Annotated in this window: 28 protein-coding genes; 21 read left to right on the top strand and 7 right to left on the bottom strand. The window is 61.8% G+C overall.

What is annotated here, in order from left to right:
- Positions 1 to 44 precede the first annotated feature (44 nt).
- The 6 genes from NKH29_RS24930 (at position 45) to NKH29_RS24905 (ending at position 4,412) form a co-directional block, all read left to right on the top strand.
- A complete protein-coding gene (locus tag NKH29_RS24930; RefSeq protein ID WP_023717758.1) occupies positions 45 to 752 on the top strand; it encodes a metal-dependent hydrolase in 708 nt (235 codons plus the stop codon).
- Between the two features lie 23 nt (positions 753 to 775).
- Positions 776 to 1,192 (top strand): hypothetical protein, encoded by a 417-nt coding sequence (locus NKH29_RS24925; protein WP_023717757.1) that lies wholly within the window; start codon positions 776 to 778, stop codon positions 1,190 to 1,192.
- A gap of 75 nt (positions 1,193 to 1,267) precedes the next feature.
- Positions 1,268 to 1,555 (top strand): Asp-tRNA(Asn)/Glu-tRNA(Gln) amidotransferase subunit GatC, encoded by a 288-nt coding sequence (gene gatC, locus NKH29_RS24920; protein WP_023717756.1) that lies wholly within the window; start codon positions 1,268 to 1,270, stop codon positions 1,553 to 1,555.
- A gap of 7 nt (positions 1,556 to 1,562) precedes the next feature.
- The gene (locus NKH29_RS24915) at positions 1,563 to 2,021 is read left to right on the top strand and encodes a GNAT family N-acetyltransferase (RefSeq protein ID WP_352482278.1); all 459 of its coding nucleotides are present in this window, start codon (positions 1,563 to 1,565) and stop codon (positions 2,019 to 2,021) included.
- Positions 2,021 to 3,586, top strand: a complete 1,566-nt coding sequence (locus NKH29_RS24910) for an amidase (protein WP_352587122.1) — start codon at positions 2,021 to 2,023, stop codon at positions 3,584 to 3,586. Before NKH29_RS24915 ends, NKH29_RS24910 begins: the two co-directional genes overlap by 1 nt.
- A 28-nt stretch (positions 3,587 to 3,614) precedes the next feature.
- Positions 3,615 to 4,412 (top strand): YdcF family protein, encoded by a 798-nt coding sequence (locus NKH29_RS24905; RefSeq protein ID WP_023717753.1) that lies wholly within the window; start codon positions 3,615 to 3,617, stop codon positions 4,410 to 4,412.
- On the opposite strand, the gene NKH29_RS24900 is transcribed toward NKH29_RS24905, so the two are convergent.
- Complete coding sequence (locus tag NKH29_RS24900) at positions 4,385 to 5,104, bottom strand: DUF599 domain-containing protein (RefSeq protein ID WP_352494594.1); 720 nt, start codon at positions 5,102 to 5,104, stop codon at positions 4,385 to 4,387. The two genes, NKH29_RS24905 and NKH29_RS24900, sit on opposite strands and share 28 nt — an antisense overlap.
- Before the next feature lie 170 nt (positions 5,105 to 5,274).
- Between NKH29_RS24900 and NKH29_RS24895 the strand changes: the two genes are divergently transcribed.
- From NKH29_RS24895 to NKH29_RS24880, 4 genes are all read left to right on the top strand, one after another.
- The gene (locus NKH29_RS24895; protein ID WP_353000788.1) at positions 5,275 to 6,678 is read left to right on the top strand and encodes an L-serine ammonia-lyase; all 1,404 of its coding nucleotides are present in this window, start codon (positions 5,275 to 5,277) and stop codon (positions 6,676 to 6,678) included.
- 85 nt (positions 6,679 to 6,763) lie between these two features.
- Positions 6,764 to 7,201, top strand: a complete 438-nt coding sequence (locus NKH29_RS24890) for a DUF1489 family protein (protein WP_023717749.1) — start codon at positions 6,764 to 6,766, stop codon at positions 7,199 to 7,201.
- 124 nt (positions 7,202 to 7,325) lie between these two features.
- Positions 7,326 to 8,057: a vWA domain-containing protein gene (locus NKH29_RS24885; RefSeq protein WP_352482282.1), complete on the top strand. Its 732-nt coding sequence runs from the start codon at positions 7,326 to 7,328 to the stop codon at positions 8,055 to 8,057.
- On the top strand, positions 8,057 to 8,755 hold the full coding sequence (locus NKH29_RS24880) for a DnaJ domain-containing protein (protein ID WP_023717747.1): 699 nt from the start codon (positions 8,057 to 8,059) through the stop codon (positions 8,753 to 8,755). Before NKH29_RS24885 ends, NKH29_RS24880 begins: the two co-directional genes overlap by 1 nt.
- Before the next feature lie 45 nt (positions 8,756 to 8,800).
- Here NKH29_RS24880 and NKH29_RS24875 read toward each other — a convergent pair whose 3' ends face one another.
- Positions 8,801 to 10,189 carry an SPOR domain-containing protein gene (locus NKH29_RS24875; RefSeq protein ID WP_353000785.1) on the bottom strand — a complete coding sequence of 463 codons (1,389 nt, stop codon included), beginning with the start codon at positions 10,187 to 10,189 and terminating at the stop codon, positions 8,801 to 8,803.
- 300 nt (positions 10,190 to 10,489) lie between these two features.
- Between NKH29_RS24875 and NKH29_RS24870 the strand changes: the two genes are divergently transcribed.
- From NKH29_RS24870 to clpA, 3 genes are all read left to right on the top strand, one after another.
- On the top strand, positions 10,490 to 10,819 hold the full coding sequence (locus NKH29_RS24870; protein WP_023717745.1) for a phasin family protein: 330 nt from the start codon (positions 10,490 to 10,492) through the stop codon (positions 10,817 to 10,819).
- A gap of 275 nt (positions 10,820 to 11,094) precedes the next feature.
- Complete coding sequence (gene clpS, locus NKH29_RS24865; protein ID WP_023717744.1) at positions 11,095 to 11,421, top strand: ATP-dependent Clp protease adapter ClpS; 327 nt, start codon at positions 11,095 to 11,097, stop codon at positions 11,419 to 11,421.
- A gap of 6 nt (positions 11,422 to 11,427) precedes the next feature.
- Entirely contained in the window at positions 11,428 to 13,896 is a 2,469-nt protein-coding gene (gene clpA / locus NKH29_RS24860) for an ATP-dependent Clp protease ATP-binding subunit ClpA (protein WP_023717743.1), read from the top strand.
- Between the two features lie 86 nt (positions 13,897 to 13,982).
- On the opposite strand, the gene NKH29_RS24855 is transcribed toward clpA, so the two are convergent.
- The 4 genes from NKH29_RS24855 to NKH29_RS24840 form a co-directional block, all read right to left on the bottom strand.
- Positions 13,983 to 14,414 carry an HIT family protein gene (locus tag NKH29_RS24855; RefSeq protein ID WP_352482287.1) on the bottom strand — a complete coding sequence of 144 codons (432 nt, stop codon included), beginning with the start codon at positions 14,412 to 14,414 and terminating at the stop codon, positions 13,983 to 13,985.
- Positions 14,415 to 14,535: 121 nt separating this feature from the next.
- A complete protein-coding gene (locus tag NKH29_RS24850; RefSeq protein ID WP_352587134.1) occupies positions 14,536 to 15,750 on the bottom strand; it encodes a GNAT family N-acetyltransferase in 1,215 nt (404 codons plus the stop codon).
- A gap of 40 nt (positions 15,751 to 15,790) precedes the next feature.
- Positions 15,791 to 16,519, bottom strand: coding sequence for a glycerophosphodiester phosphodiesterase (locus tag NKH29_RS24845; RefSeq protein WP_023717740.1), 729 nt, complete (start codon positions 16,517 to 16,519; stop codon positions 15,791 to 15,793).
- A gap of 14 nt (positions 16,520 to 16,533) precedes the next feature.
- A complete protein-coding gene (locus NKH29_RS24840) occupies positions 16,534 to 16,998 on the bottom strand; it encodes a RidA family protein (RefSeq protein WP_353000783.1) in 465 nt (154 codons plus the stop codon).
- 138 nt (positions 16,999 to 17,136) lie between these two features.
- Between NKH29_RS24840 and NKH29_RS24835 the strand changes: the two genes are divergently transcribed.
- The 6 genes from NKH29_RS24835 (at position 17,137) to tsf (ending at position 22,349) form a co-directional block, all read left to right on the top strand.
- Positions 17,137 to 17,964, top strand: a complete 828-nt coding sequence (locus NKH29_RS24835; protein WP_023717738.1) for a cell envelope integrity EipB family protein — start codon at positions 17,137 to 17,139, stop codon at positions 17,962 to 17,964.
- Between the two features lie 138 nt (positions 17,965 to 18,102).
- Positions 18,103 to 19,401: a lysophospholipid acyltransferase family protein gene (locus tag NKH29_RS24830; protein WP_353000782.1), complete on the top strand. Its 1,299-nt coding sequence runs from the start codon at positions 18,103 to 18,105 to the stop codon at positions 19,399 to 19,401.
- Positions 19,402 to 19,444: 43 nt separating this feature from the next.
- Positions 19,445 to 19,723 carry a DUF4031 domain-containing protein gene (locus tag NKH29_RS24825; RefSeq protein ID WP_023717736.1) on the top strand — a complete coding sequence of 93 codons (279 nt, stop codon included), beginning with the start codon at positions 19,445 to 19,447 and terminating at the stop codon, positions 19,721 to 19,723.
- Positions 19,720 to 20,331 carry a LysE family translocator gene (locus NKH29_RS24820; RefSeq protein ID WP_352587146.1) on the top strand — a complete coding sequence of 204 codons (612 nt, stop codon included), beginning with the start codon at positions 19,720 to 19,722 and terminating at the stop codon, positions 20,329 to 20,331. Before NKH29_RS24825 ends, NKH29_RS24820 begins: the two co-directional genes overlap by 4 nt.
- A gap of 177 nt (positions 20,332 to 20,508) precedes the next feature.
- Entirely contained in the window at positions 20,509 to 21,306 is a 798-nt protein-coding gene (gene rpsB, locus NKH29_RS24815; RefSeq protein ID WP_023717734.1) for a 30S ribosomal protein S2, read from the top strand.
- A 119-nt stretch (positions 21,307 to 21,425) separates the two neighbouring features.
- A complete protein-coding gene (tsf, locus tag NKH29_RS24810; protein ID WP_023717733.1) occupies positions 21,426 to 22,349 on the top strand; it encodes a translation elongation factor Ts in 924 nt (307 codons plus the stop codon).
- A gap of 1 nt (position 22,350) precedes the next feature.
- On the opposite strand, the gene NKH29_RS24805 is transcribed toward tsf, so the two are convergent.
- Positions 22,351 to 23,289, bottom strand: coding sequence for a LysR family transcriptional regulator (locus tag NKH29_RS24805; RefSeq protein ID WP_023717732.1), 939 nt, complete (start codon positions 23,287 to 23,289; stop codon positions 22,351 to 22,353).
- Between the two features lie 114 nt (positions 23,290 to 23,403).
- On the opposite strand from NKH29_RS24805, the gene NKH29_RS24800 reads away from it, so the two are divergent.
- Entirely contained in the window at positions 23,404 to 23,832 is a 429-nt protein-coding gene (locus tag NKH29_RS24800) for a nuclear transport factor 2 family protein (protein WP_352482295.1), read from the top strand.
- A gap of 55 nt (positions 23,833 to 23,887) precedes the next feature.
- Complete coding sequence (locus tag NKH29_RS24795) at positions 23,888 to 24,994, top strand: aldo/keto reductase (protein WP_352789262.1); 1,107 nt, start codon at positions 23,888 to 23,890, stop codon at positions 24,992 to 24,994.
- Positions 24,995 to 25,162: the final 168 nt, after the last annotated feature.

The raw sequence follows: 25,162 nt of genomic DNA, 5'->3' as shown, positions 1-25,162 counted from the left end.
CGGCGTTCTAGCCTCTACCGAAGCAAAAATCGAGGAAGGTATTGATGAAACTTACCTGGTACGGACACTCGGCATTCCGCGTCGAAATCGAAGGCGCGAAAATCCTCATCGACCCGTATCTGGTCGGCAATCCGTCATGGACAGGCGGCTGGGAAGAGCCGGCCGAAGGGGTCACGCACGTGTTGCTTACCCATGGCCACAGCGACCACATCAGCGGCGCCGTCGAAGTGCTCAAGAAAAGCGGCGCGATGCTTGTCGCCAATTTCGAGATTTGCATGTACCTGGTCGGCAAAGGCGTCAGTGACAAGCAAATCAATCCCGGCAATATCGGCGGTACCGTCGATTGCGGCGGCTTCACCACCACTTTCGTTCAGGCTCTGCATTCATCGTCCTTTCTAGGCGAGAGCGGCCAGAACACCTATCTCGGCAATCCGGGCGGGCTCGTCCTGCACTTCCCCGAGGATAAGACGCTCTACCATATGGGCGACACAGACATCTTTTCCGATATGGCGCTGATCAACGAGTTGCATGAGCCGAAGATCGGCATCGTGCCGATCGGCGACCGCTTCACCATGGGTGGCGCGGTGGCAGCTCTTGCCTGCCAGCGTTTCTTCAAGTTCGAGACGGTCGTTCCCGCTCACTTCGGCACATTTCCGATGATAGATCAGACCGCCGACAAGTTTGTGGCCGGGCTGGACGGATCGGGTGTGAAAGTGGCGTTGCCGAAGATCGGCGAGACGATTACGCTGTAGGAATAGCGAACCGGAATGACGACATGGGTCTGAGAAACTCTCTTTGCATTTCTATGCTGGTTGCCGCATCGCCGGCGCTGGCCGCCGAGGATTTCATCGAGGGCATCTATCTGCAATCGGAGGATCTCTGCGCGCAGGCCAAAAAGGATACGCTGCAGACGGTGATCGAGGGCGGCAATATCGTACTGTCGGCAAACGGATTGGAAAGCATCGAATATAACTGCGAGTTCCTGCAGATCACCAAGGCGACACGGTCGCCAAGCTGGGCGGTGACCGCCATCTGCCAGGAGCCGGGCTACGTCTTTCCGGATGTTCTCTCACTGACTCAGATGAACCCGAAGCAGATCGACCTGGTTTCGGTTCGGCCTGCCGCGGACGAAAGCGAGCAGAGCGGCAACGGTGGCAGCTATTTCCTCTGCGACGGCGTGGCGATGCCGTAGGGCAGTTGTCGGCACGATGCATGTTGCGCGGCACGCGCTGCGCCGCTATAGCGCTGGTTTTCCCCGAGGCACAACATGTCCGTTGATATTAAAACCGTGAAGCGCGTCGCGCACCTTGCCCGCATTGCGGTGAGCGAGGAGGATGCAGAGCGCATGACCGGCGAATTGAACGCCATTTTGGGCTTTGTCGAGCAGTTGAACGAGGTCGATGTTTCCGGCGTCGAGCCGATGACCTCGGTCACGCCGATGGCAATGAAGAAGCGCCAGGACGTCGTCACCGACGGCAGCAAGGCAGCCGACATCGTCGCCAACGCGCCGGCAACCGAAGAGAACTTCTTTCTCGTGCCAAAGGTCGTGGAGTAGCTGGCCGATGGTAATCGAGATCGCCGCGGAGACGCCGCTGCAGGACGATGTGCGTGGGCTGGTCGAGGAGCTCAACGCCACATTGCTGGAGTTGACGCCGCCGGAGCATTGCTACCATTTGACGGTCGAGCAGATGGCGGACCGCGACACGACCGTCTTCATCGCCCGCGATAACGGCCTTGCCATCGGTTGCGGCGCGCTGAAGCGCCACGATGCTGTCGTCGGCGAGGTCAAGCGTATGTATACGCGGCCTTCGCATCGCGGCCGAAAAATCGGTGCGATGATCGTCGAGCGGATTGAGGGCTTGGCGCGCCAAGAAGGGCTGAAGCGTCTGGTGCTGGAGACGGGCGACCGTCATCCCGCCGCCTGGACCGTCTACGAACGCGCCGGTTTTTCGCGCTGTGGGCCGGTGCTGAATTATCCCAATTCCGAGTGGTCGGTGTTTTACGAAAAGAGTCTTGCCTGATGAGCGACCTGACCCAGCTGACGATTTCGCAGGCCCGCGCCAAATTGCGCTCCAGGGAGATCACCGCCACCGAAGTCACCGAGGCTTATCTTTCGGCTATCGAGCGAGCCAATCCGGCGCTCAATGCCTATGTGGTGGTCACTGGCGACAAAGCGCGCGACATGGCCAAGGCCTCCGACGCGAAACTGGCCAAGGGCGAGGGCGGGTCGCTCGAGGGTATCCCGCTCGGCATCAAGGATCTGTTCGGCACCGAAGGCGTCCACACCCAGGCCTGCAGCCACGTGCTTGACGGGTTCAAGCCGCGCTACGAATCGACTATCACCGCCAATCTGTGGGCGGATGGCGCCGTCATGCTCGGCAAGCTCAACATGGACGAGTTCGCCATGGGCTCGTCCAACGAGACCTCGTATTACGGGCCTGTCATCAACCCGTGGCGGCGTTCGCGGCTCGACACGGTGGTAATGCCGACGACACATCAGGGCGAGGGCGGCTTCGTTTCGGCGGGCGGCACCAGGACCGCGCGCACGTTGGACAATGCCCAGCTGGTGCCGGGCGGTTCGTCCGGTGGCTCGGCATCAGCCGTCTCGGCCTTCCTGTGCGCCGGCGCTACCGCCACCGACACCGGCGGCTCGATCCGCCAGCCCGCCGCCTTCACCGGCACGGTCGGCATTAAGCCGACCTATGGCCGCTGCTCGCGTTGGGGCGTCGTCGCCTTCGCCTCGTCGCTCGACCAGGCCGGGCCGATCGCGCGCGACGTGCGCGATGCCGCGATCCTGTTGAACTCGATGGCTTCGGTCGACCCGAAGGACACGACCTCCGTCGACCTGCCGGTGCCGGATTACGAGGCGGCGATCGGCCGCTCGATCAAGGGGATGAAGGTCGGCATCCCCAAGGAATACCGTGTCGACGGCATGCCCGAGGAGATCGAGGCGTTGTGGCAGAAGGGCATTGCCTGGCTGAGGGATGCCGGCGCCGAGATTGTCGACATCTCGCTGCCGCACACGAAATACGCGCTGCCGGCCTATTACATTGTTGCGCCCGCCGAAGCCTCGTCCAACCTCGCCCGTTACGACGGCGTCCGCTATGGATTGCGCGTGCCCGGCAAGGACATTGTCGACATGTATGAAAAGACCCGCGCCGCCGGCTTCGGGCGTGAGGTCAAGCGCCGCATCATGATCGGCACCTATGTGCTTTCCGCTGGCTACTACGATGCCTACTATCTGCAGGCGCAGAAGGTTCGTAACCTGATCAAGCGCGATTTCGAAAATGTGTTTGTCGCAGGTGTCGACGTCATCCTGACGCCGGCAACGCCGTCCGCCGCCTTCGGCATCGCAGACGAAGACATGGCCGCCGACCCGGTCAAGATGTATCTCAACGACATCTTTACGGTGACGGTGAACATGGCCGGCTTGCCCGGCATCGCGGTTCCGGCCGGGCTCGACGCCAAGGGGCTGCCACTCGGCCTGCAGCTGATCGGCCGGCCTTTCGACGAGGAAACGCTGTTCCAGACCGCCCATGTCATCGAACAGGCGGCCGGCACATTTCAGCCGGAAAAATGGTGGTAGGATCGTTTCTCATCTGAGGGGGTGAGGGATGTTCTTCTATGTCTCCAAGGTCCTGTGGCTCTTCGTCCAGCCGCTTAATCTCGCGATCATCCTGCTGCTGGCTGGATTGCTTGCGGCATTGGTCGGGCGCAAAAGGCTATTTGCCACCGGCAGCGTGCTGGCCTTCCTTGTCCTGGCACTGTCAGCATGGACCTCGCTCGGCGCAGTGATGCTCAATCCGCTCGAGGAGCGTTTCCCTAAGCCACCCCTGCCGGAAAGGGTTGACGGAATCGTTGTGCTCGGCGGCGGTATGGACGGCGCCATCAATTTCGTTCGCGGCGGTTATGAACTCAACGCCAGTGGCGATCGAATTGTCGAGGCAGCCGTGCTGGCGCGGCGTTTTCCGACAGCGAGAGTCGTCATTTCAGGCGGCCCCGTTGCAATAATCGGTGAGGACGAAGGCGACTCAACCACGGCGCCACGCGTACTCACTGCGCTCGGCGTGGCGGCCGATCGTCTGATCCTGGAAGACAAGTCACGCAACACCTACGAGAATGCCGTCTTCACCAAGCGGCTGATTACGCCGAAACCCGGCGAGATCTGGCTGCTGGTGACCTCAGCCTTCCACATGCCGCGCGCCAAGGCGCTGTTCGACAGAGCCGGCTTCCCGACGGTTCCATGGCCGGTCGACTACCGCACCTCCGGTAAGGAAGGTATCAGCCTGTTCCGCAAATCTACCAACGAAGCGCTGCAGACCACGACCATCGCGATTCGCGAATGGATCGGGCTCGTCGCCTATTGGCTGTCGGGCCGCATTGATCAGCCTTTTCCCGGGCCAGGCGGCTGACCGAGCACCGCCTGCCGCGCCGCCGAGAAAAATTGGCGGCGCACCAGCACCGCCAGAAGCAGCAGCGTCGATAGCACGAAAACGGCGGGATCGACGAACCAGCCAAGATAACCGATCGAGAAGAACACGCCGCGCAGCCCGGAATTGAAATGCTTCCCGGCCAGCATGTTCATGCGGGCCGCGCGCCACACCGCCGTTTCGGTGACCGGATTGCGCGACGCCTCGCCATGCGGAATCGGCACCGCGCCGATCAGGATCGAGCAATAGTTGAACAGCCGGTAAGCCCAGCCGAACTTGAAGAAGGAAAAGGCCAGGATCAGCACCAGCCCGAACACCTTCGTCTGGAAGGCGGCGCGTGAGGATGTGGCGCCAAACGGCAGGTCGCTCAGCACAGTGAGAACCTGATCGGAAGCGCCGAGCAAGGCAAAACAGCCGCCGATCGCAATCAGCGAACTGGAGGCAAAGAAGGCGGTCCCCTGTTGCAGGCCGCTCATGATGGCGGTGTCGACGATGCGGATCTCGCGTTCGGCCATGGTCCTCATCCAGGCCTCGCGCTGCGCGTTCATCGCCCTCGTCAGCGACATGCGGCTGACCAGCATTCCGTCGGCGGCGAGCGTATGCAGCACCCACGCGGCGAGGAAGAACCCCAGCGCTGCAAGGTCGGCCGTCGATAGATGAAAGGAATCGCTCATGCGGTGCTTTTACCACAAGCCGAGGCAACGCTTCGATGGCCGAAGCCGGAATGTCGCTGCCGGAGCAAACAAGGTCGGCAGGCGCAGCGCCGCAATCTTCAAAACAGCGGAAAACATCATGGGAATTCCTATATATAGAGCTCAACAGGGTCCCAGGAGAAAACGCCCACGTGTTCCTTTCGGTTTTCGACCTGTTCAAGATCGGCATCGGCCCATCGAGTTCGCACACGATGGGGCCGATGACGGCTGCGCGGCGGTTTCTCGACGAGATTGCGGGAGACGACTGGCCGCGTCCGGCCGGCGCCAGGGTCGACCGAATCGCGGCCAGCCTGCATGGCTCGCTCGCCTATACCGGCATCGGCCATGGCTCCGATCGCGCCGTGGTGCTCGGCCTCGCCGGCCAGACGCCGCAGACGGTGGATCCTGACCACGCCGACGGCATCGCCGCTCGCATCGCCGCCGAGAAGCGGATTTCGCCGCCCGGCCATCCGTCCTATCGTTTCGACCCGGCAACGGATCTGGTGCTGGATCGCAAGACGCCGCTGCCGGGTCACGCCAATGGCATGGCGTTTTCTGCCTATGATGCCGGAGACCGGTTGCTGCTGAGGCGCGTCTACTATTCGATCGGCGGCGGCTTTGTCGTTTCCGAGGAAGAATTGCAGCGGATGAAGGCGAGGGGCTCGGCGACAACCGAAGGCAAGAAGGTTCCATATCCGTTCAAGAACGCCGTCGAAATGCTCTCAATGGCAGCGAAAAGTGGCCTTTCCATCGCCGAGATGAAGCGCGTCAACGAGGAGACGCAGATGTCGCGCAAGGAGCTCGACGCCGGCCTCGACGGCATCTGGAGCGCCATGAAGGGATGCATCGAGCGCGGCCTGTCGCAAGACGGCATCATGCCCGGCGGACTGAAGGTGCGCCGCCGTGCCCGGATGCTGCACGACAAGTTGCAGGAGCAATGGCAGCAGAACCGGCCCAACCCGCTGCTCGCCAATGACTGGCTGTCGATCTATGCAATGGCGGTCAACGAGGAGAACGCCGCCGGCGGCCGTGTCGTCACCGCGCCAACCAATGGGGCGGCCGGCACTCTGCCCGCGGTGTTGCGCTATTGGCTGCATTTCCATCCCGAAGCCGACCAGCCGAGTATCCGCGATTTCCTGCTGACGGCGGCGGCCGTTGGCGGCATCATCAAGACCAATGCTTCGATCTCGGGGGCCGAGGTAGGCTGCCAGGGCGAGGTCGGTTCGGCTTCGGCGATGGCTGCGGCGGGATTGTGCGCCGTCATGGGCGGCACGCCCGAGCAGGTCGAGAACGCTGCCGAAATCGCGCTGGAACATCATCTCGGCATGACCTGCGATCCGGTCGGCGGCCTGGTGCAGGTGCCGTGCATCGAGCGCAACGCGCTTGGCGCTGTCAAGGCGGTGACCGCCGCTTCGCTGGCCATCAAGGGCGATGGCGTTCATTTCGTGCCGCTCGATGCGGCGATCGAGACGATGCGCCAGACCGGCCTCGACATGAACGAAAAGTACAAGGAAACCAGCCTTGGCGGATTGGCCGTCAATGTCGTGGAGTGCTGAGCGCCAGTCTGGCGGCCTGGACCACCACTGTGGAGAAGTCGATCAGGCCGTTGACGCGTTCGCGTGCTGGGCTAAACCTTAAACGATGTCTCTCAATCTCATAAAGCTTTGCGTCGGCTGTGACAGCGTCGAGGATCTGGAAGAGTGGATTGCCTTCCGCCTCGACGAGCGGCGCCGCGCCGGCGAACCGGCCGAACACTACCACACCACCCGCATGGTGCCGACGCGCGGCGCCGAGATCACCGACGGCGGCTCGCTCTACTGGGTGGTCAAGGGCAATGTCCAATGCCGTCAGCTGATCACCGAAATCCGGCCCTTCACTGATGACGATGGCATCGGCCGCTGCCATCTGATCCTCGATCCCGAGGTCGTGCGCACCGACTGGCAGCCGCGCCGTGCATTCCAAGGGTGGCGCTACCTGAAGCCGGCGGACGCGCCGGCCGATCTCGGCAAGGGCAAAGCCGGGCTGATCGAAATGCCGCCGAAGCTCAGGCGTGAGCTTGCCGATCTCGGCCTACTCTGACGCCAAGAACCGTAACGCCAAGGGCACCGGCCGAACGCTTGTCCGCAGTTGCCATCATCACCGGTCCTGCAGGTCGCCTGATCTGGGCTTGCAAGCTGGGGAACAACGCCACATCTTGAATGTCATGAGCGACAAGAAGCAGCCCGTGCCTGCAAAGGCCAATCCTGCGCCGGTCGAGTCCCAATCGAGCACCGGCGAGATCGACGCCTTTCTCCGTCAGGCAAGGACGCTCGCTGCATCCGCCACCGGTTCAGGCAGGCTGATCCTGTCCCTCGACGCTACGATGAGCCGCCAGCCGACCTGGGATCTCGCCTGTGCGCTGCAGGCCGAGATGTTCGACGCCGTCGGCAAGGCTGGGGTGCTCAAGGTTCAACTGGTCTATTTCCGCGGGCTTGGCGAGTGCCGTTCCTCCGCATTCGTCACCGATACCGAAGCTCTGAAGCAGCTGATGACGCGCATCGACTGCCGTAGCGGCCACACCCAGATCGGCAAGGTGCTCGCCCATGCGCTGAAACAGACGGCGGCGGCCAAGGTCAACGCGCTGGTCTATATCGGCGATGCGATGGAAGAAAACATAGATGATCTGGCCGAAAAGGCCGGTAGCCTAGGTCTGCACGGCGTTCCTGTCTTCGTTTTTCAGGAAGGCCATGATGCCGGTGCAGAAAAGGCGTTCAAGGAAATTGCACGGCTGTCCAAAGGGGCCTGGTTCCGGTTTGATCGGCGGGCTGCCGCGACCTTGGCCGGCCTGCTTTCGTCCGTCGCCGTGTTTGCGACCGGCGGTCTGAAAGCACTGGAGGACCGGGGCAGGCCGGAGGACCGGCTGATGATCGAGCATCTGCGGGGCGGCGGAAACTGATGGGCGCGATTATCGCTTTTGTAGCATTGCTTCTGGTGCTTCTCGGCATGCTCACCATCTTCCTGCGCGCCGATCCGGGGAAGCTTGCAGGCGGCATGAGGACCCTTGGACCCGTGCTGCTCGGGCTGGTCGGCGTTGCCGTGCTGCTGGTCGGGCGCGAGGGCCTCGGCGGCTTGATCCTGTCGGCCGCGCTCGCCTGGTATGGCTCCATGCGCATGAATCAGCCGGCCGCAAAACTGGCACCGGGCAAGCGTTCGACGGTGCGTACCGCGGCGCTTGAGATGGAACTCGATCACGACACCGGCGGCCTCGAAGGCCTCGTGCTGGCTGGGCGCCATGAAGGCAAGATGCTTGGCTCGATGGGGCTTGCCGAATTGCAGCAACTTTATCGCGAGCTCTCCGGCGATCCGGAGAGCCGCCAGCTGCTAGAGACGTATCTTGACGGCAGATTTCCCATCTGGCGCAAAGACGCTGATGCGAATGGTGGCGAAGGGCTGGGTGTTGCGCCAGGTTCGGGCGCCATGACTAAGGAGGAGGCCTACAAGATCCTTGGTCTTGAAGCGGGGGCTGCCGCGGCGGATGTCCGCAAGGCGCACCGCCGCCTGATGCAGCGCCTGCACCCCGATATCGGTGGCACGTCTTTCCTGGCGGCGCGGATCAACGAAGCCAAGGACGTCTTGCTCTCCAATCACAACTAGTCTCCTTCGACGCAGAACTTTCGGGAAAGATATCGTTTCGCGCCCTTACTGCTGGACGGCGTAGCACTCGATCTTCTTCTTTTTCAAAGCGTTACAAGCCCTCCAGGCGGCGGTCTTCGAACCAAAACCACCGAACCGGGCGCGGTAATAGGTGACGCCGTCTTTGTCGAAGGCGACGGTGAAACCGGAGGCATCGGCCAGAACGGAGGGCACCTGCTTCGTCGCCTTGTCGAGGAAAGCCTTTGCTTCGGATTGCTTTGGCGAAGAGGCGACCTGTATTGCCCAGCCGGATGGCACCGACGCCGTGCTGACCGGATCGACCTCTGCAGCCGGTTCGGCATAGGCTGCGGCGACCCGGGCCGTCGCCACATCGTCCGCTGTCGCCACGGCCGCCGTCTTGACCTTTCTGGTCTGAACGACCGGAGTGGTTTCTTCAGCGACGGGAGCATTTTCCTCGACGAGGGAGGCAACGGCATCGTCGTCCGGCTTACTATCCGGCGTCGGCGCGTCATGCTTCGGCAGAAGCACCTTGGCCAGGGCTGAAATCGGATTGCCGCCACCGGCTTTGGCAATCAGCATGCCGCCGCCGCGCGACGACGCCTTCGGCATGTAGGCATTGATCAACCCGGCCATCTGGCTGTCGCGGCTGCCGCCGGACCTGCCGCCCATGACCACCGCTACGATGCGCCGGTCGCCATCCGATACCGAGGAGACCAGGTTATAGCCGGAGGCGCGGGTATAACCGGTCTTGATGCCGTCGACGCCCTTGATGCGTCCGAGCAGACGGTTATGGCCGTTGATGCGCTGTCGCCCGTAAAGAAAGGAGCGCTGCGAGAAATAGCCGTAATATTGTGGAAAATGCTCTCTCAGGGCGATACCGAGCAGCGCCATGTCGCGCGCCGTCGTGAACTGCCCGGGATCAGGCAAGCCGTTGGCGTTGCGGAAAACGGTTCCCCGCATGCCCAGCGCCCGCGCCTTGGCGGTCATCATGCGGGCGAAATTGGCCTCATTGCCGCCGAGCATCTCGCCAAGCGCAGTTGCGGAATCGTTTGCCGATTTGGTCACCATCGACAGGATGGCGGTCTCGACCGTGACCGAGCCGCCCCGCTTGACGCCGAGCTTTGTTGGCGGTTCGGCAGCGGCATTGGCCGAGAACACGACCGGAGAATTCCTGCTGATCCTGCCCTTCGCCAATGCCTCGAACGTCAGATAGAGCGTCATCATCTTGGTAAGCGAGGCCGGATAGCGCCGGCCATCGGCATCCGACGAATAAAGCACCTTGCCGGACTTGGCATCGATGACGATGGCCGCCGACTTGGCCGCCATGGATGAAGCCGCGTCCGCGACGACGAAGCTCATCGCCATAGCGAGAATCATGATCGTTTTGAGGGGGGACGCGGATTTGGAAACGAAGCCCGACAACGCCTTACGCACTGATAGTTCCTTTGAATTTCCGTTGCCTTGGAGGCGGCAAAGGGTCCTGCCTCACCTCGGGCCACGCTAACGCGGGCAGCGTTACCAATCCGTTTATGGTAACCGCCGCGTTCACCATTTTCTGCGGGATTGAGCCTCTCTTTATTCGAATCTTAGCGATTGCCGGCGGCTCACGATGCGCATTGCCGCGGAAATCTTGACTTTTTGTGCACTGCACAATATATTTACACGCATTGCACAACGCGGCCCGGACAAGGCGCGTCCATCGTCCAAAGGCAACCGTTCAAGGGAATGCGTGAAATGACCCAGACCTATGAAGATTTCAGCAAATACGGCAAGGAATTTGCCGACACCGGATTGAAGAGCTTTGCATCGCTGTCCAAGGGTGCGCAGGCCATCGCCACCGAGGCGGGCGAGTACACCAAGAAAAGTTTTGAGGCCGGCAGCGCCGTTGTCGAGAAGCTCTTCTCCGCCAAGTCGCTGGATAAGGCGATCGAAATCCAGTCCGACTACGCCAAGCAGTCCTATGAGAGCTTCGTCACCGAGGCCACCAAGCTTGGCGATCTCTATGCCGAACTCGCCAAGGAAGCCTACAAGCCGTTCGAATCGATTGTCGCCAAGGCGAAGTAAATTCGACGAACGTTCCAAGCCGGCCCTTGGGCCTCAAAAGACAGACCCGGTCGCGAACGCGCGGCCGGGTTTTTTCATGCCAGCTCGAAATCGGGGTCCTTGCGGTCTTCACGATTTGAAAAATCGGTCAAGTTTGGCCACCTAGCCATATTGTCAGCTAAACAGAAGGGCTTAAAATCGTCCATCGAGCACCTACATGTCGAGCATGCATGAGGATTCGAAAGAGGCAGGACTACGTGACTACAGGTTTGACTGCCACGAGCTACGTGGTGCGAATGCAGAACGGCAGCAACGGCAATGAGGCCGGTCGCGGCACGGCCGTCATCACGCGCACAAAAACCAAGACCAAGAAGCCCAGTCTGTATCGGGTCCTCATCCTTAACGACGACTACACACCCATGGAGTTCGTGGTTCACGTGCTGGAGCGTTTTTTCCAGAAGGATCGCGAAGCCGCCACACGCATAATGCTTCATGTTCACAATCATGGGGTGGGCGAGTGCGGGGTCTATACATTCGAGGTGGCCGAGACCAAAGTGTCTCAGGTCATGGATTTCGCCCGACAGAATCAGCATCCGCTGCAATGCGTGATGGAGAAGAAGTGAGGTAACATGCCGGCTTTCTCCCAAGGCCTGGAAAAGGCGCTTCACCAAGCGCTGACGCTCGCCAATGAGCGGCACCATGAATATGCAACCCTTGAACATTTGCTGCTCGCCCTGATCGACGACACCGAGGCGGCCGCAGTCATGCGTGCCTGCAACGTCGATCTCGACGAGTTGAAGCATACGGTTCTCACCTATATCGACACCGAGCTCGACAATCTCGTCACCGGCTACGATGAAGATTCCAAGCCGACGGCCGGTTTTCAGCGCGTCATCCAGCGCGCGGTGATCCATGTGCAGTCGTCAGGCCGCGAGGAGGTGTCCGGCGCCAACGTGCTCGTCGCCATCTTCGCCGAGCGCGAGAGCCACGCCGCTTATTTCCTGCAGGAACAGCAGATGACCCGCTACGACGCGGTCAACTACATCTCGCATGGCATTGCCAAGCGCCCAGGCGCTTCCGAGACGCGGACGCCGCGCGGCGCCGACGACGAGCAAGGCAGCCAGGGCGGAGCTGAGCCGCAAGAAGAAGGCGGCAAGAAGAAGCAGCAGCAGGACGCGCTGACTGCCTATTGCGTCAACCTGAACAACAAGGCCAAGGCTGGCAAGATCGATCCGCTGATCGGTCGCGAGAGCGAGATCAACCGGACTATCCAGGTGCTGTGCCGCCGGTCCAAGAACAACCCGCTCTATGTCGGCGATCCCGGCGTCGGCAAGACGGCGATCGCCGAAGGCCTCGCCAAGCGCATCGTCGAGGGCGACGTTCCCGAAGTGCTGCACAATGCCACCATCTTCGCGCTCGACATGGGCACGCTGCTGGCCGGCACCCGTTATCGCGGCGATTTCGAGGAGCGGCTGAAGCAGGTCGTCAAGGAGCTCGAGGACTATCCCGGCGCCGTGCTGTTCATCGATGAGATCCACACCGTGATCGGGGCAGGAGCCACCTCTGGCGGCGCCATGGATGCGTCGAACCTTTTGAAGCCGGCGCTGTCGTCCGGCGCGATCCGCTGCATCGGCTCGACCACCTACAAGGAGTTCCGGCAGTTCTTCGAGAAGGACCGCGCGCTGGTGCGGCGATTCCAGAAGATCGACGTCAACGAGCCGACCGTCGAGGACGCCATCGAGATCATGAAGGGACTGAAGCCCTATTTCGAGGAGTTCCACAAGGTTCGCTACACGAGTGAAGCGATCAAGGCTTCGGTCGAGCTCTCGGCGCGTTACATCAACGACCGCAAGCTGCCGGACAAGGCGATCGACGTGATCGACGAGACCGGCGCCTCGCAGATGCTGGTGCCCGAGGCCAAGCGCAAGAAGACCATCGGCATCAAGGAGATCGAAGCGACGATCGCCACGATGGCGCGCATCCCGCCGAAGACGGTTTCCGCCGACGACGAGAAGGTGCTGCAAGGTCTCGACATCGAGTTGAAGCGCGTCGTCTATGGCCAGGACACCGCGATCACCGCGCTGACTTCGGCCATCAAGCTGGCGCGGGCCGGCCTGCGGGAACCGGAAAAGCCGATCGGCTCGTACCTGTTCTCCGGTCCGACCGGTGTCGGCAAGACGGAAGTGGCCAAGCAGCTCGCCGCCTCGCTCGGCGTGGAGCTGATCCGCTTCGACATGTCGGAATATATGGAACGCCACACCGTTTCGCGGCTGATCGGCGCGCCTCCCGGCTATGTCGGCTTCGACCAGGGCGGCCTTCTGACCGACGGCGTCGACCAGCATCCGCATTGCGTGCTGTTGCTGGACGAAGTCGAAAAGGCGCATCCGGACCTGTTCAACATCCTGTTGCAGGTCATGGATCACGGCAAGCTGACCGACCATAACGGTAAGCAGATCGACTTCCGCAATGTCATCCTGATCATGACCACCAATGCGGGCGCATCCGACGCGCAGCGCGCGGCGATCGGTTTCGGTTCGACCAAACGCGAAGGCGACGATGTCGAAGCGATCAACCGGCTGTTCACGCCGGAGTTCCGCAACCGTCTCGATGCGATCATTCCGTTCGGCTCGCTGCCGGTGCCGGTCATCCATCAGGTGGTGCAGAAGTTCGTCATGCAGCTGGAAGCGCAGCTTTCCGAACGCGGCGTGACCTTCGACCTGTCGCAGGATGCAATCGCCTGGCTGGCCGACAAGGGCTATGACGAGCGCATGGGTGCGCGGCCACTTGGCCGTGTCATTCAGGAGCACATCAAGAAGCCGCTGGCCGACGAGGTGCTGTTCGGCAAGCTCAAGAAGGGCGGCACGGTGCGTGTCACCGTCGAGAAGAAGGAAACCGGCGAGACCGGCCTGAAGCTCGAATCGCTCGCCGACGAGGCGCCGGTGAAGCCGAAGAAGGAAGAGCCGGACGACGTGCCGAAAGCCAAGAAGGCGGTGGCGAAAAAGCCCGCCGGGAAAAAGGCGGTGGCGCAGAAGTCGGAGCCGAAGGGCAAGGATGGCGGCAAGCGCAGCCTGGTGCCGCAACTGCCGCGTAAGAACTGACAATCCTGCAAGTAAAAAAGCCCCGGCAACGGGGCTTTTTTCATGAAGCTTGTGGTCGAGTGTCGGCCGAGCGGCTTCGCCCCGATTCAGTTTGCCAGCGCCGTCCGTATCTTGCCGGCGTTCTCAGCCAGGACTTCAGGCTGTTCCATCTGTCCGCTGTGCGGCTTCAAGGGGATGCCTTCGAAGCGCGGAATGACATGGACATGGAGGTGGTAGACGGTCTGGCCCGAAGCTGGTTCGTTGAACTGCATGACCGTGACGCCATCGGCATCGAAGGCCTTCTTTACTGCCCGCGCAACTTTCTGCACGTGAGCGAAGAGGGGGCCAAGCACCGCCGGATCCGCGTCGAGCAGGTTGCGCGACGGCGCTTTCGGCACGACCAGCGTGTGACCCGGTCCTTGCGGCATCACATCCATGAAGACGATGACCGCATCATCCTCGTAGACGCGGTGCGAAGGGATTTCTCCGCGCAGGATTTTTGCGAAAATGTTGCTGCTGTCGTAGGTTGCTTCGGCCATGGCGCACGCTCCGGTTCTTGGCTCGCGGTCTCGTGTAGCGAAGCTGTTGCGGGCGGGCAAGACGATCGGTCGACATCGGCCATGCAGGCTCGAACGTGGTTGAGCGATCGGGCGGGTTTTGCTACTCCGCCATGTCCTTGCGGAACGGGGTGTGCTCTTCCAGATATTCGCTCATCCGCTCGACTTCGCGCCGCTCGCGCTGGAGGTAGTCGGCCACTGCATTGCGCAGACCTGGATGGGCGATGTAGTGCGCCGAATGCATCGTCACCGGCCGGTAGCCGCGCGCCAGCTTGTGCTCGCCCTGCGCACCGGCTTCAACCACCTTCAGCTTTCGCGAGATGGCGAAATCGATCGCCTGATGGTAGCAGACCTCGAAATGCAGGAACGGGTGGTCCTCGATGCAGCCCCAATTGCGGCCGTAGAGCGCGTCTGAACCGATGAAGTTGATGGCGCCGGCTATGTAGCGCCCGTTGCGTTTGGCCATCACCAGCAGGATGTCGTCGGCCATGCGCTCGCCGATCAAGGAGAAGAAATCGCGGTTGAGGTAGGGCCGGCCCCATTTCCTGCTGCCGGTATCCATGTAGAACGCGTAAAAGTCGTCCCAGGCTTTTTCGGTCAGATCCTTGCCGGTCAGCCAGTCGATCGAGATGCCGTCGGCGAGCGCCTCACGCCGCTCCTTTTTCATCGCCTTGCGCTTGCGCGAGGCCAACGTCGAGAGAAAATCGTCGTAGCTCGAAAAGCCTTCGTTGAAGAAGTGAAACTGCTGGTCGGTGCGATGCAGGAAGCCGGCTGCCGCTAAGATCTGGACATCATCCTCCGGCGCGAAGGTGACATGCGCGGAAGACACGCCGAGCTTATCCGTCACCGCCTTTAGGCCGGCCGCAAGGCCGGCCTTGACGGTGGGGCTGTCCTCGCGCTTGCCGACCAGCAGGCGAGGGCCGGTGACGGGTGTGAACGGCACCGCGCATTGCAGCTTCGGATAGTAGCGCCCGCCGGCGCGTTCGAATGCGTCCGACCAGCCATGGTCGAAGACATATTCGCCCTGGCTGTGCGACTTCAGATAGCAGGGGACCGCACCGAGCAGCTTGCCTTGCGCGGTTTCCAGCCTGAGATGATGACCCTGCCAGCCGGTGCGTCGAACGGCGCAGCCGGAATCTTCTAGCGCGCTCAAAAAAGCGAATGAAACAAGCGGGTTGTAGGCGTTTTCTGCCTCGCCCCGCGTAGTGCCACCAAGGCTGTCCCATTCCGCGCTGGTGAAGGCGCCGATGCCCGCGGCGATGCGGATCGACAGCTCCGCATTCGCCGTTTGTCTGTCGCAGTCGTCCCCTTGATCCATGTGGCTTACTTAAGCTCGCTGCGAACCCATACAAGCCCGTTCAAGCAAGCCGCACAAGATCGGGCTCGAATCCTTCGAACGTCATCTGGTCGGCATATTTGAAGGTCAGGTCGACGGCAGGTTGGTCATGCACTGTCCAGGTGATCACCGGCATGCCGAGCCTTTCACGTACGAACGACACGAACCGGTTCGGCAGGTCGCCGGCGGCGTAGGAGATAAAGGCGATGTCATGCGCCAGCATGGCGAAATGCGCCTCGATCAGATGGTTGTCGTTGCCGTAGGCGGTCAACCCGCCGGGTATGCCGGGTGCATGTTTCGGGAACTCGCGGATCAGCCAATGGTCGAACGACATGATCGCGGTCTTGCCCTTATAGCGCTTGAGCATCTTGCCGACGCCTTCGACCAGGCCTTCGTCGTGTCCGGCAGCGCCTTTCAGCTCGACAACCATCGGCACACGCCCGTCGACCAGATTAAGCGCCTGCTGCAGTGTCGGCAAATGGTCGGCGGTGCCGCCGACCTTCAGCGCCGTGATCTCAGCAGCCGTACGCTGCCAGACGAAGCCGTCCTCGCCGGTCAGCCGCCGCAGATCGCCATCGTGGATGATGACGGGGACGCCGTCGGATGACAGGTGCACGTCGCACTCGATCGCATAGCCGCGCTCGGCTGCCGCGGCGAAGGCGGAAAGAGTGTTCTCCCAGCGCGCCTTGTTCATGTCGTGGAGGCCGCGATGGGCGACGGGCCGGGCAGTCAGCCAGGAAAGGTCGGTCATGGTCGCAGTCCCGGTCATTCGACTTCGAAGATCGCTTCGATTTCCACTGCGGCATTAAGCGGCAGGGAGGGGGTGCCGACGGCGGAGCGGGCGTGCTTGCCGCGGTCGCCGAGCACGGCGACGAGAAAATCCGACGCGCCGTTGGCGACCAGATGCTGTTCGACAAAATCCGGTGCCGAGGCGACGAAGACGGTGATCTTCACCAGGCGGCGGATCTTGTCGAGATCGCCAAGTGCCGCCTGGGTCTGCGCCAATATGTTGATCGCACAGTATTTTGCGGCTTCCTTTCCGGTCGCGGTGTCGACATCGCGGCCAAGCAGCCCGCTCGCCTGGAGCTTGCCCTCCTTGAGCGGCAACTGCCCGGCGGTGAACAGCAGATTGCCGGTCCTGCAATAGGGAACGTAGTTGGCGGCGGGCGCAGCGGCAGCCGGCAGCGTCACGCCGAGATCGCTTAGCCGCTTTTCGATTGTTTCGCTCATGCTATTTCCCTATTGCTTGAAGGTGCCGCGCAGGCCGGGCCGAAATTGCTATTTTTGCCTCGCTTCCGCCACGACTTTTTTTAAGCTGGACCATCTTTCCATGCGGCCTGCCATTAGCCGCGATGATCGGAGCACCCCATGCGCGCAACGCGCCTCGCATTCAACGCCGTTCTTCTGACAGCGGCTTCCTGGGCGGCTCCCGCTTTTGCGGTGCCGGCGCTGCAGGCGCACCGTGCCGTCTATGATATCACCCTGGACAAGGCGTCGGATCGCTCGGGGATCACCGGCATATCGGGCCGTATGGTCTACGAGTTCAATGGCTCGCCTTGCGAGGGCTACACGGTAAAGTTCCGCCTGGTCACCCAGATCGTCACCAACGACAATACTAGGCTGACCGACCAGCAGATGACCACCTTCGAGGATGCCGAAGGCAAGACCTTCTCCTTCGTCAACAAGTCCTTTGTCGACCAGAACCTCGACAAGGAGGTCAAGGGGACGGCAACGAAGGAGGCCAATGGTCTCAAGGTCGAAATCGACAAGCCCGAGAAGAACAGCCTGGAACTCGCCGCGACCCAGTTCCCGACCCAGCAAATGGTTGAAATGATCGGCAAGGCGGAAAAGGGCGAGCGTTTTTACGAAACCAACCTGTTCGACGGCTCGGAGGATGCCAACAAGGTGATGACCACCACCGTCGTCGTCGGCAAGCAAGCCAATGCCGACAAGACTGATCCGGAAGTGCCGGCGCTGGCCAAGCTCGCCAGCGACAAATACTGGCCGGTTGACATCGCCTATTTCGACGATACCGACAAAGGCGGCGAGGAAGTGCCGGAATACCGGATCAGCTTCAAGCTGCACGAGAACGGCATCACGCGCGGTCTCGTAATGGACTATGGCGAGTTCTCGATGACCGGCAAGCTGGTCAATCTGTCGCTGTTCGATCAGCCAAAGACCTGCCCGTCGAAATAGGCTCGAACCGACGGCAAGCTGCTGCCGGCTGCTCTCCGCGATAGTGGCGCTTGATCTTGCGGGCATGTTGCACCGACTTGAGCATGCCGCAATTGCATATCAACGTCTTACGACGGTAAGCGCCGCGGGGGGAGCAGGTTGAGCAGGATCGACGTTTTTGTGGCGCCGCGGCCCAATGCGACGCTGATCAAGGCCATGACATTCGTCAACCGCATTGTCATGCTGCACGGCATTCCGGGGCTTCGCGACCTGTTGCCGTTCAACCGTCTGGCCGGTCTGCGCGGCGTCGCCAATGTCCGCCACATCGATTTTCCGGAGGACGACCGGCAAAGGTTGAAGGCTTGTTGCGGCGCGGGCAAGGCGACGTTCATCACGCCCAACCATCCGGAGTTCTTTACCGACTGGATGATCGACAAGGAGGTCGTCTCGCGGGTAAGCCCGCTGGCGGCATCCTGGGCCACGCACGGCGTCGTCAACGGGCTTGGCCGGCTGATGCAGAAATTCTGGCTGGCCAACAATCTAATCGCCCAAATCCCGGGCAATAGCGGGGCCGCCAAGGAACATTCGGTGGCCTGGGCGCTGAAAGGGCACGGCGTTCTCCTGCATCCCGAAGGCGGCGTCGGCTGGCATGCCAACATCGTTGCCCCGCTGCTGCCGGGCGCGGTCGAGATGGGGCTCGAAGCGCTGAAGCGCGGCCGCCTGACGGATCCGGATTTCAAAGTTTGGATCGCGCCCGTGATCTGGAAGCTCGCTTTCACGGGGAATGTCGAGGCAGCGCTGGCAAAGGAGTGCGCCTACGTCGAGCGCAGCCTGAAGATCGAACGCCATGCCGCCGATTCGCTGCCGGAGCGCGTCCATCATATCTATGCGACATTGCTGTCGCGCGATGAGGCTGCATATGGCCTGCGGTCCGATGAGCGGGTTTCGTATGACGCACGTCAGAAGGACCTGCTCGTGGAACTCGGCCGTCGCCTTGCTGAACTTGTCTCGGTCGGCGCCGGCACGCTCGACAGTGGCGAGCTTTTGCGCCGGTCGCGCCGCTGGCTGCGAGAAAACACGGATGATACCGGAAGCCGGAAGCAGGTCCGAACGCTGGCGGATGCGATCCAGCGCTTGCGGCGTGTCGGGCCGTGGGCTTCAGCCAATCCGCGCATCACGCAGGAGGAGATCGCCGAACACTTGAAGCGGATCCGCAACGATTATTGCAAGGGTACACTGCGCGATACGATCGACCGTTTCGTGCCGCAGCCGGCAGGCCCACGCCGCGCCCATATCCGGGTGCCGGACCCGTTAGGCTTGCACGCCTATAAAGGCTCCGTCGAGGCGGCACTCGTCGAACTGCACGACCGCATGCAGGAGACCATCACCAGCACCATAGCGCAACTCCAGGCCGGCGGCGGCTTCATTTTCTATGCTAATCCCTTCTATCATCGTTAGCGGCGTGTTGATCGGCGCAAGATGAAGGAGTGCGGCAAGCCCCATGGCGGTCTATGTCGATGCGGCGATCTGGAAATGGGTCGGCCACCGCTGGTGTCATCTGCTGGCAGACGACACCGACGAGCTGCATCGCTTCGCCGCGCAGCTCGGCATCAAGCGCTCGTCCTACCAAGGGCCGCCGAAGACATCGGCGCCGCATTATGACATAACCGGGTTCGAGCGCGACCGCGCGGTGCGGCTCGGCGCCATCGAGTGCAGCCGCGAGGAGATCGTCGCTGTTTTCCGGCGTGTGCGCGTGCCGAGGGGGAAGATGCGACGATGACATTGACGGCATTTTTGGCTTACTGCGCCGCGATCACATTTGCCGCCGCCACGCCTGGTCCGGCGATGTTCACGGTTATCGCCAATGGCGTCTCGCTTGGCTTCGTTCGCGCTTTCCTGGCTGGTCTCGGCATCGCCGCAGGCGACGCGGTGCTGGTCACCTTGGCACTGCTCGGTCTCGTGGCGCTGGTACAGGCCTTCGAATGGGTTTTTTTAATCCTGAAGTATGCGGGTGCTGCCTATCTGGTGTTTCTCGGCATCCGGATGTGGCGATCGGCCTCCGCGCGATCGCATGGACAGCACGCAACCCAGGCAAGACTGTCTCGATCGTTTTTCCTCGGTATCTCCATCGCATTGGGCAATCCCAAGGCGATCCTGTTCCACGCCTCTATCATGCCGCTGATTCTTGACCTCAATACGATGACCTTCGCCGATGGGCTGCTCGTGGTTGCGGTCGTGATCTGCGTCAACATCGTCACCATGGGCTTCTACGCAGCGCTCTCCGGGCGGGCTTCGAGCTGGTTCAAGACGCCAAGGCGCATGCGGCTGATGAACAGGTTTGCCGGCGGCGCCATGATAGGCACCGGTGCGCTGATCGCCGCACGCTGAGCCGCAAGACGCCACAGCGCTTGCGTTTGTCGCGCATCCCCTCTATATGCGCGCACATTCCACACACGGACTTTGGTGTCTGCCCGGGAGAAATCCGGCGGAAACCTCCGGTGGCGTTCGAGGACCAAGTCCAAAAAATGCCTGTGTCCGTGGAGGCTAACCGGAAAGGAAATAAGAATGGCTCTGCCTGATTTCAGCATGCGCCAGCTATTGGAAGCTGGCATTCACTTCGGCCACCAGACCCACCGCTGGAACCCGAAAATGGCGCCCTATATCTACGGCGCCCGCAACAACATCCACATCATCGACCTCTCGCAGACGGTGCCTTTGCTGCACCAGGCGCTGAAGCAGGTTTCCGACACTGTTGCCAAGGGCGGCCGCGTGCTGTTCGTCGGCACCAAGCGCCAGGCCTCCGACATCGTCGCCGATGCCGCGCAGCGCTCGGCTCAGTACTATGTTAACTCGCGCTGGCTCGGCGGCATGCTGACCAACTGGAAGACGATCTCGAATTCCATCCAGCGCCTGCGCAAGCTCGACGAGATGCTGGCCGGCGAGGCTCAGGGCCTGACCAAGAAGGAGCGCCTCAACCTCGACCGCGAGCGTGAGAAGCTCGACAAGGCGCTGGGCGGCATCAAGGATATGGGTTCGACGCCCGATTTGATGTTCGTGATCGATACCAACAAGGAAGCGATCGCCATCCTCGAGGCCAAGCGTCTCGGCATCCCGGTCGTTGCCATCATCGATTCCAACTGCGACCCGGACAAGATCGACTTCCCGATCCCCGGCAATGACGATGCGGCCCGCGCCATCCAGCTCTATTGCGATCTGATTGCCAAGGCTGCGATCGACGGCATCGCCCGCCAGCAGGGCGCACTCGGCGTCGACATCGGCGCATCGGTCGAGGCTCCGGTCGAGCCGGCGCTCGAACCGACCCCGGCCGCCGAGAGCCCGGCAACCCAGACCCCGGAAGCATAATAGCGAAGGCCGGCTGCGGCCTTCATCTTTCCAATATGTTGGCGCGGTAAGCGCTACCGGCACCAGGCGCATCATCGAAACTCGATGGTGCGTCGGTGCATTTAGACAAAGAGGCGACAATGAGCATTTCGGCTGCACAGGTCAAAGAACTCCGCGACTTGACCGGCGCGGGCATGATGGACTGCAAGGCGGCGTTGAACGAGACCAACGGCAACATGGAAGAAGCCATCGACTGGCTGCGCAAGAAGGGCATTTCCAAGGCCGACAAGAAGGCTGGCCGTACTGCTGCCGAAGGCCTGATCGGCGTCGATTCCGGCGTCCGCGAGGCAGCGATCGTCGAGGTCAATTCCGAGACGGATTTCGTTGCGCGCAATGCTGCGTTCCAGGAGATCGTCGCCAATGTCGCGAAGGTCGCGCTTGCCTATGGCGGCAAGACCGAGGCCGTTGCCGCTGCTCCCTATCCGGGCTCGGGCAAGTCGGTCACCGAGACCATCAAGGACGCAGTCGGCACCATCGGCGAGAATCTGGGCTTCCGCCGCTCGGCCAAGCTCACCGTCGAGCACGGCGCTGTCGCAACCTACGTCCACAATGCGGTTGCCGACGGCCTTGGCAAGCTCGGCGTGCTGGTCGCCATCGAGACGACAGGCAACGCGCAGGCCGCCAACGCCTTTGCCCGCCAAGTCGCCATGCATGTCGCCGCCACCAACCCGATGGCCTTGACCACCGAAGAGCTCGATCCGGCCGCGGTCGAGCGCGAGAAGGCGATCTTCGCCGACCAGGCGCGCCAGTCCGGCAAGCCGGAAGCGATCATCGAGAAGATGGTCGAGGGCCGTTTGCGCAAGTTCTACGAAGAGGTCGTGCTGCTCAAGCAGGCTTTCGTGCTCAATCCCGACATCACCGTCGAGAAGGCGCTGAAGGATGCCGAAAGCGAGATCGGCGCGCCAGCCAAAATCGCCGCCTATCTGCGCTTCGCGCTCGGTGAGGGCATCGAGAAGGAAGAGACCGATTTCGCGGCGGAAGTCGCGGCAGCGGTCAAGAAGTAAACTATTCGTTTGAAAGGCTTTTTCGGCCGGGTGTCCGCGAGGATGCCCGGCCGATTTCTTGCGCGGTGTCGATAAAGGCGCGGAGCTTCGGGGCCATCGCGGCGCGGCGCGGGAAATAGAGGAACAGTCCCGGTTCCTCGATCGATGCCTCGCCAAGGACTTCGACCAGCCGGCCTGCCTCGATGTCGGGCTTGACAAGCGGCTCGAACAGATATGCGAGGCCGATGCCGGCAAGGGCCATGTCTTTTGCCGACAGCGGTTCGCTGACGACGACGCTGCCGCGCGTCTCGACGCCGATATCCTTGCCCTGGTCTGACAGATCCCAACGGTAGAGCGCACGTGATCGCAACAGCCGATAGCCGATGCAGTTGCGGGTGGAGAGATCAGCAATTGTTCGCGGCTTTCCGTGGCGGCCGATATAGGCCGGAGAGGCGACAATGGTCGTCCGGAACGGCTGAGTCAGCCGCACCGTCACCATATCCTCGGCGATCATCTCGCCCAGCCGGATGCCGGCGTCGAAACCCTCGCCGACGATATCGCTCAGACGTTCGTCGGTGACGATCTCCACCGTCACGTCAGGGTAACGTTCCGCCATCGCCGTCAGGATGGGCATCAGCGCCAGAGGCAGCGCCAAACGCGGCGCGTTGATCCTGAGCAGTCCGCTTGCCCGGCCTTTGACAGAGCGGATGCGTTCGATCCGGTCGGCAATGTCTTCCAGCGCCGGCTCCGCCGCAGCGACGAGGGCGGTGCCAGCCTCGGTCAGCGAGACGCTGCGTGTGGTGCGGGCAAACAACGGCTGGCCGATTCGCTCCTCCACCAGCCGCACCGCATGGCTGACCGCTGACGGGCTCATGCCGAGCTCGGCGGCCGCCGAGGCGAAGCCGCCACGCCGCGCGACGGCAACGATTATAGGTAGGTGGCTAAGCAGATCGCGATCCATTCATGCATGGTATCGCATAGTCCATTCGGATAATGCAATCTTATCGGATAGGGAAGGAGAACGCATCTTTGGCTGCATCACACGGCAATCGCCGAGCAGCCAAGGAGACGTCCAATGACCGACCTCAAGTCCGAACGAACCCGTAATCTCGAGACAGTGCGTAAATTCTTTGACCTGATGCACCGCAAGGACATTGAGGCATGGGGCAACCTTTGGGCTGAAGATGGCCGAATCCTTGTCTTCTACCCGCCGGCAGGATTTGGAAGCAGCATCGATGGTAAGGCCGCGATCCTGGCGGCCTTCCGAGGCCTCTTCGGCAATTTCGAATCCTTCGACTCCCAGCTGACAGCCGTCTATCCGGCAGCGGATTCGGACGCGATCGTCGTTGAGTACAAGAACCGCGCGATGCTGATTGGCGGCTCTGAATACACCAACAGCAATATCGCGATCTTCCGCTTCGAGAGCGGTCTGATCAGCGCCTACCACGACTATTTCGATCCGCGTCGGTTCCAGGTGGTGGTCGATGCGCTGGCCAAGGCCTGACTGCATATCCCAGGCAAGGACCTCAATCCCGTTTTCAAATTTCAGGAGAAAATCCATGACCATGTCCTACTACACGCTCGGCAACAGCGGGCTGCGTGTCACTCGTCTGGCGCTCGGCACCATGACGTTCGGCACGGAATGGGGCTGGGGCGCGGAGAAGGAAACGGCGCGCGCCTTGGTTGATGCCTATGTCGAAGCCGGTGGCAATTTGTTCGATACCGCCGATCTCTATACCGGTGGCACGGCCGAAACCTGGCTCGGCGAATTCATCGCCGAGCGTGGGCTGCGCGACAAGGCGGTGATCAGTACCAAATTCACCTACAACGCCGAACCGGGTAATCCAAATGCCGGCGGCAACGGCCGTAAGAACATCCTGCGGGCGGTAGACGGTTCGCTGAAGCGGCTCGGCACCGATTACATCGACCTCTACATCCTCCATACCTGGGACAGGCTGACGCCACCGGAGGAGGTGATGCGGACGCTGGACGATCTGGTGCGCGCCGGAAAGATCCGGCATGTCGGTCTGTCCGACGTGCCGGCCTGGTACGCAAGCCGGGCGCAGGCGATCGCCGAGCATCGCGGCTATGAACCGGTTTCGGCGCTTCAGCTCGAATATTCGCTGGCCGAGCGCAACATCGAGCACGAGTTCGTGCCGTTCGGCACGCGCTATGGCGCTGGAATCATGGTCTGGAGTCCGTTGGCCAGCGGCCTGCTCAGCGGAAAATGCCGTTTCGATACAATCGTCAAGGATGGTGGCCGGCTGGAGACAATGCGTGGTTCGACCAATCCCGGTTTCCAGAAATTCACCGACCGCAACTGGCAAATCGTCGCCGAACTGGAGAGGGTTGCCGGCCAGCTCGGCCGCAGCATGGCCCAGGTCGCCCTGAACTGGGCGGCAAACAGGCCAGGCATTGCGTCCGTCATCGTCGGCTCCACCAGGCTTGACCAGCTCAAGGACAATCTCGGCGCGCTTGATTTCGACATTCCCGAAGACCTTCGGGCACGGCTCGATGCGGTGAGCCGGCCGGTCACGCCCTTTCCGTATTCGTTCTTCGGCCCTGAAATACAAGGCGGCTTGACCGGTGGGCAGGCGGTTGGCGACAAGCCGGCAAGCTATCTGCCGGATCTGCTCATGCAAGGCACTTTTGCCGGCGTGAGCTGACGGCTATCCCAGTCCACGATCTCAACTTTCCGGCTCGGGGGCCCCGGGGCAAACCGGGGGCCGGAGGGTTAGGGGCCGCCCCGAGGTTTTGGGGGCCCCCCCAACGGGGGGTGATACACATAACCCAGCCCCCCCGCCGGAAACCGGAGGGGGGAGGCGGGGTGATGT

The organism is Mesorhizobium sp. M1295, from assembly GCF_040318135.1.
Lineage (GTDB): Bacteria > Pseudomonadota > Alphaproteobacteria > Rhizobiales > Rhizobiaceae > Mesorhizobium.
This window is presented reverse-complemented; position numbering and strand designations above follow the sequence as displayed.

Coding starts and splice junctions, on each gene's coding strand:
- NKH29_RS24870 (WP_023717745.1), top strand. CDS start 10,490: ATGACCCAGACCTATGAAGATTTCAGCAAATACGGCAAGGAATTTGCC.
- NKH29_RS24795 (WP_352789262.1), top strand. CDS start 23,888: ATGACCATGTCCTACTACACGCTCGGCAACAGCGGGCTGCGTGTCACT.
- tsf (WP_023717733.1), top strand. CDS start 21,426: ATGAGCATTTCGGCTGCACAGGTCAAAGAACTCCGCGACTTGACCGGC.
- NKH29_RS24840 (WP_353000783.1), bottom strand. CDS start 16,998: ATGAGCGAAACAATCGAAAAGCGGCTAAGCGATCTCGGCGTGACGCTG.
- NKH29_RS24930 (WP_023717758.1), top strand. CDS start 45: ATGAAACTTACCTGGTACGGACACTCGGCATTCCGCGTCGAAATCGAA.
- rpsB (WP_023717734.1), top strand. CDS start 20,509: ATGGCTCTGCCTGATTTCAGCATGCGCCAGCTATTGGAAGCTGGCATT.
- NKH29_RS24910 (WP_352587122.1), top strand. CDS start 2,021: ATGAGCGACCTGACCCAGCTGACGATTTCGCAGGCCCGCGCCAAATTG.
- NKH29_RS24925 (WP_023717757.1), top strand. CDS start 776: ATGGGTCTGAGAAACTCTCTTTGCATTTCTATGCTGGTTGCCGCATCG.
- NKH29_RS24800 (WP_352482295.1), top strand. CDS start 23,404: ATGACCGACCTCAAGTCCGAACGAACCCGTAATCTCGAGACAGTGCGT.
- clpA (WP_023717743.1), top strand. CDS start 11,428: ATGCCGGCTTTCTCCCAAGGCCTGGAAAAGGCGCTTCACCAAGCGCTG.
- NKH29_RS24880 (WP_023717747.1), top strand. CDS start 8,057: ATGGGCGCGATTATCGCTTTTGTAGCATTGCTTCTGGTGCTTCTCGGC.
- NKH29_RS24885 (WP_352482282.1), top strand. CDS start 7,326: ATGAGCGACAAGAAGCAGCCCGTGCCTGCAAAGGCCAATCCTGCGCCG.
- NKH29_RS24890 (WP_023717749.1), top strand. CDS start 6,764: ATGTCTCTCAATCTCATAAAGCTTTGCGTCGGCTGTGACAGCGTCGAG.
- NKH29_RS24900 (WP_352494594.1), bottom strand. CDS start 5,104: ATGAGCGATTCCTTTCATCTATCGACGGCCGACCTTGCAGCGCTGGGG.
- NKH29_RS24820 (WP_352587146.1), top strand. CDS start 19,720: ATGACATTGACGGCATTTTTGGCTTACTGCGCCGCGATCACATTTGCC.
- NKH29_RS24855 (WP_352482287.1), bottom strand. CDS start 14,414: ATGGCCGAAGCAACCTACGACAGCAGCAACATTTTCGCAAAAATCCTG.
- NKH29_RS24835 (WP_023717738.1), top strand. CDS start 17,137: ATGCGCGCAACGCGCCTCGCATTCAACGCCGTTCTTCTGACAGCGGCT.
- NKH29_RS24915 (WP_352482278.1), top strand. CDS start 1,563: ATGGTAATCGAGATCGCCGCGGAGACGCCGCTGCAGGACGATGTGCGT.
- gatC (WP_023717756.1), top strand. CDS start 1,268: ATGTCCGTTGATATTAAAACCGTGAAGCGCGTCGCGCACCTTGCCCGC.
- NKH29_RS24805 (WP_023717732.1), bottom strand. CDS start 23,289: ATGGATCGCGATCTGCTTAGCCACCTACCTATAATCGTTGCCGTCGCG.
- NKH29_RS24850 (WP_352587134.1), bottom strand. CDS start 15,750: ATGGATCAAGGGGACGACTGCGACAGACAAACGGCGAATGCGGAGCTG.
- NKH29_RS24845 (WP_023717740.1), bottom strand. CDS start 16,519: ATGACCGACCTTTCCTGGCTGACTGCCCGGCCCGTCGCCCATCGCGGC.
- NKH29_RS24905 (WP_023717753.1), top strand. CDS start 3,615: ATGTTCTTCTATGTCTCCAAGGTCCTGTGGCTCTTCGTCCAGCCGCTT.
- clpS (WP_023717744.1), top strand. CDS start 11,095: ATGCAGAACGGCAGCAACGGCAATGAGGCCGGTCGCGGCACGGCCGTC.
- NKH29_RS24825 (WP_023717736.1), top strand. CDS start 19,445: ATGGCGGTCTATGTCGATGCGGCGATCTGGAAATGGGTCGGCCACCGC.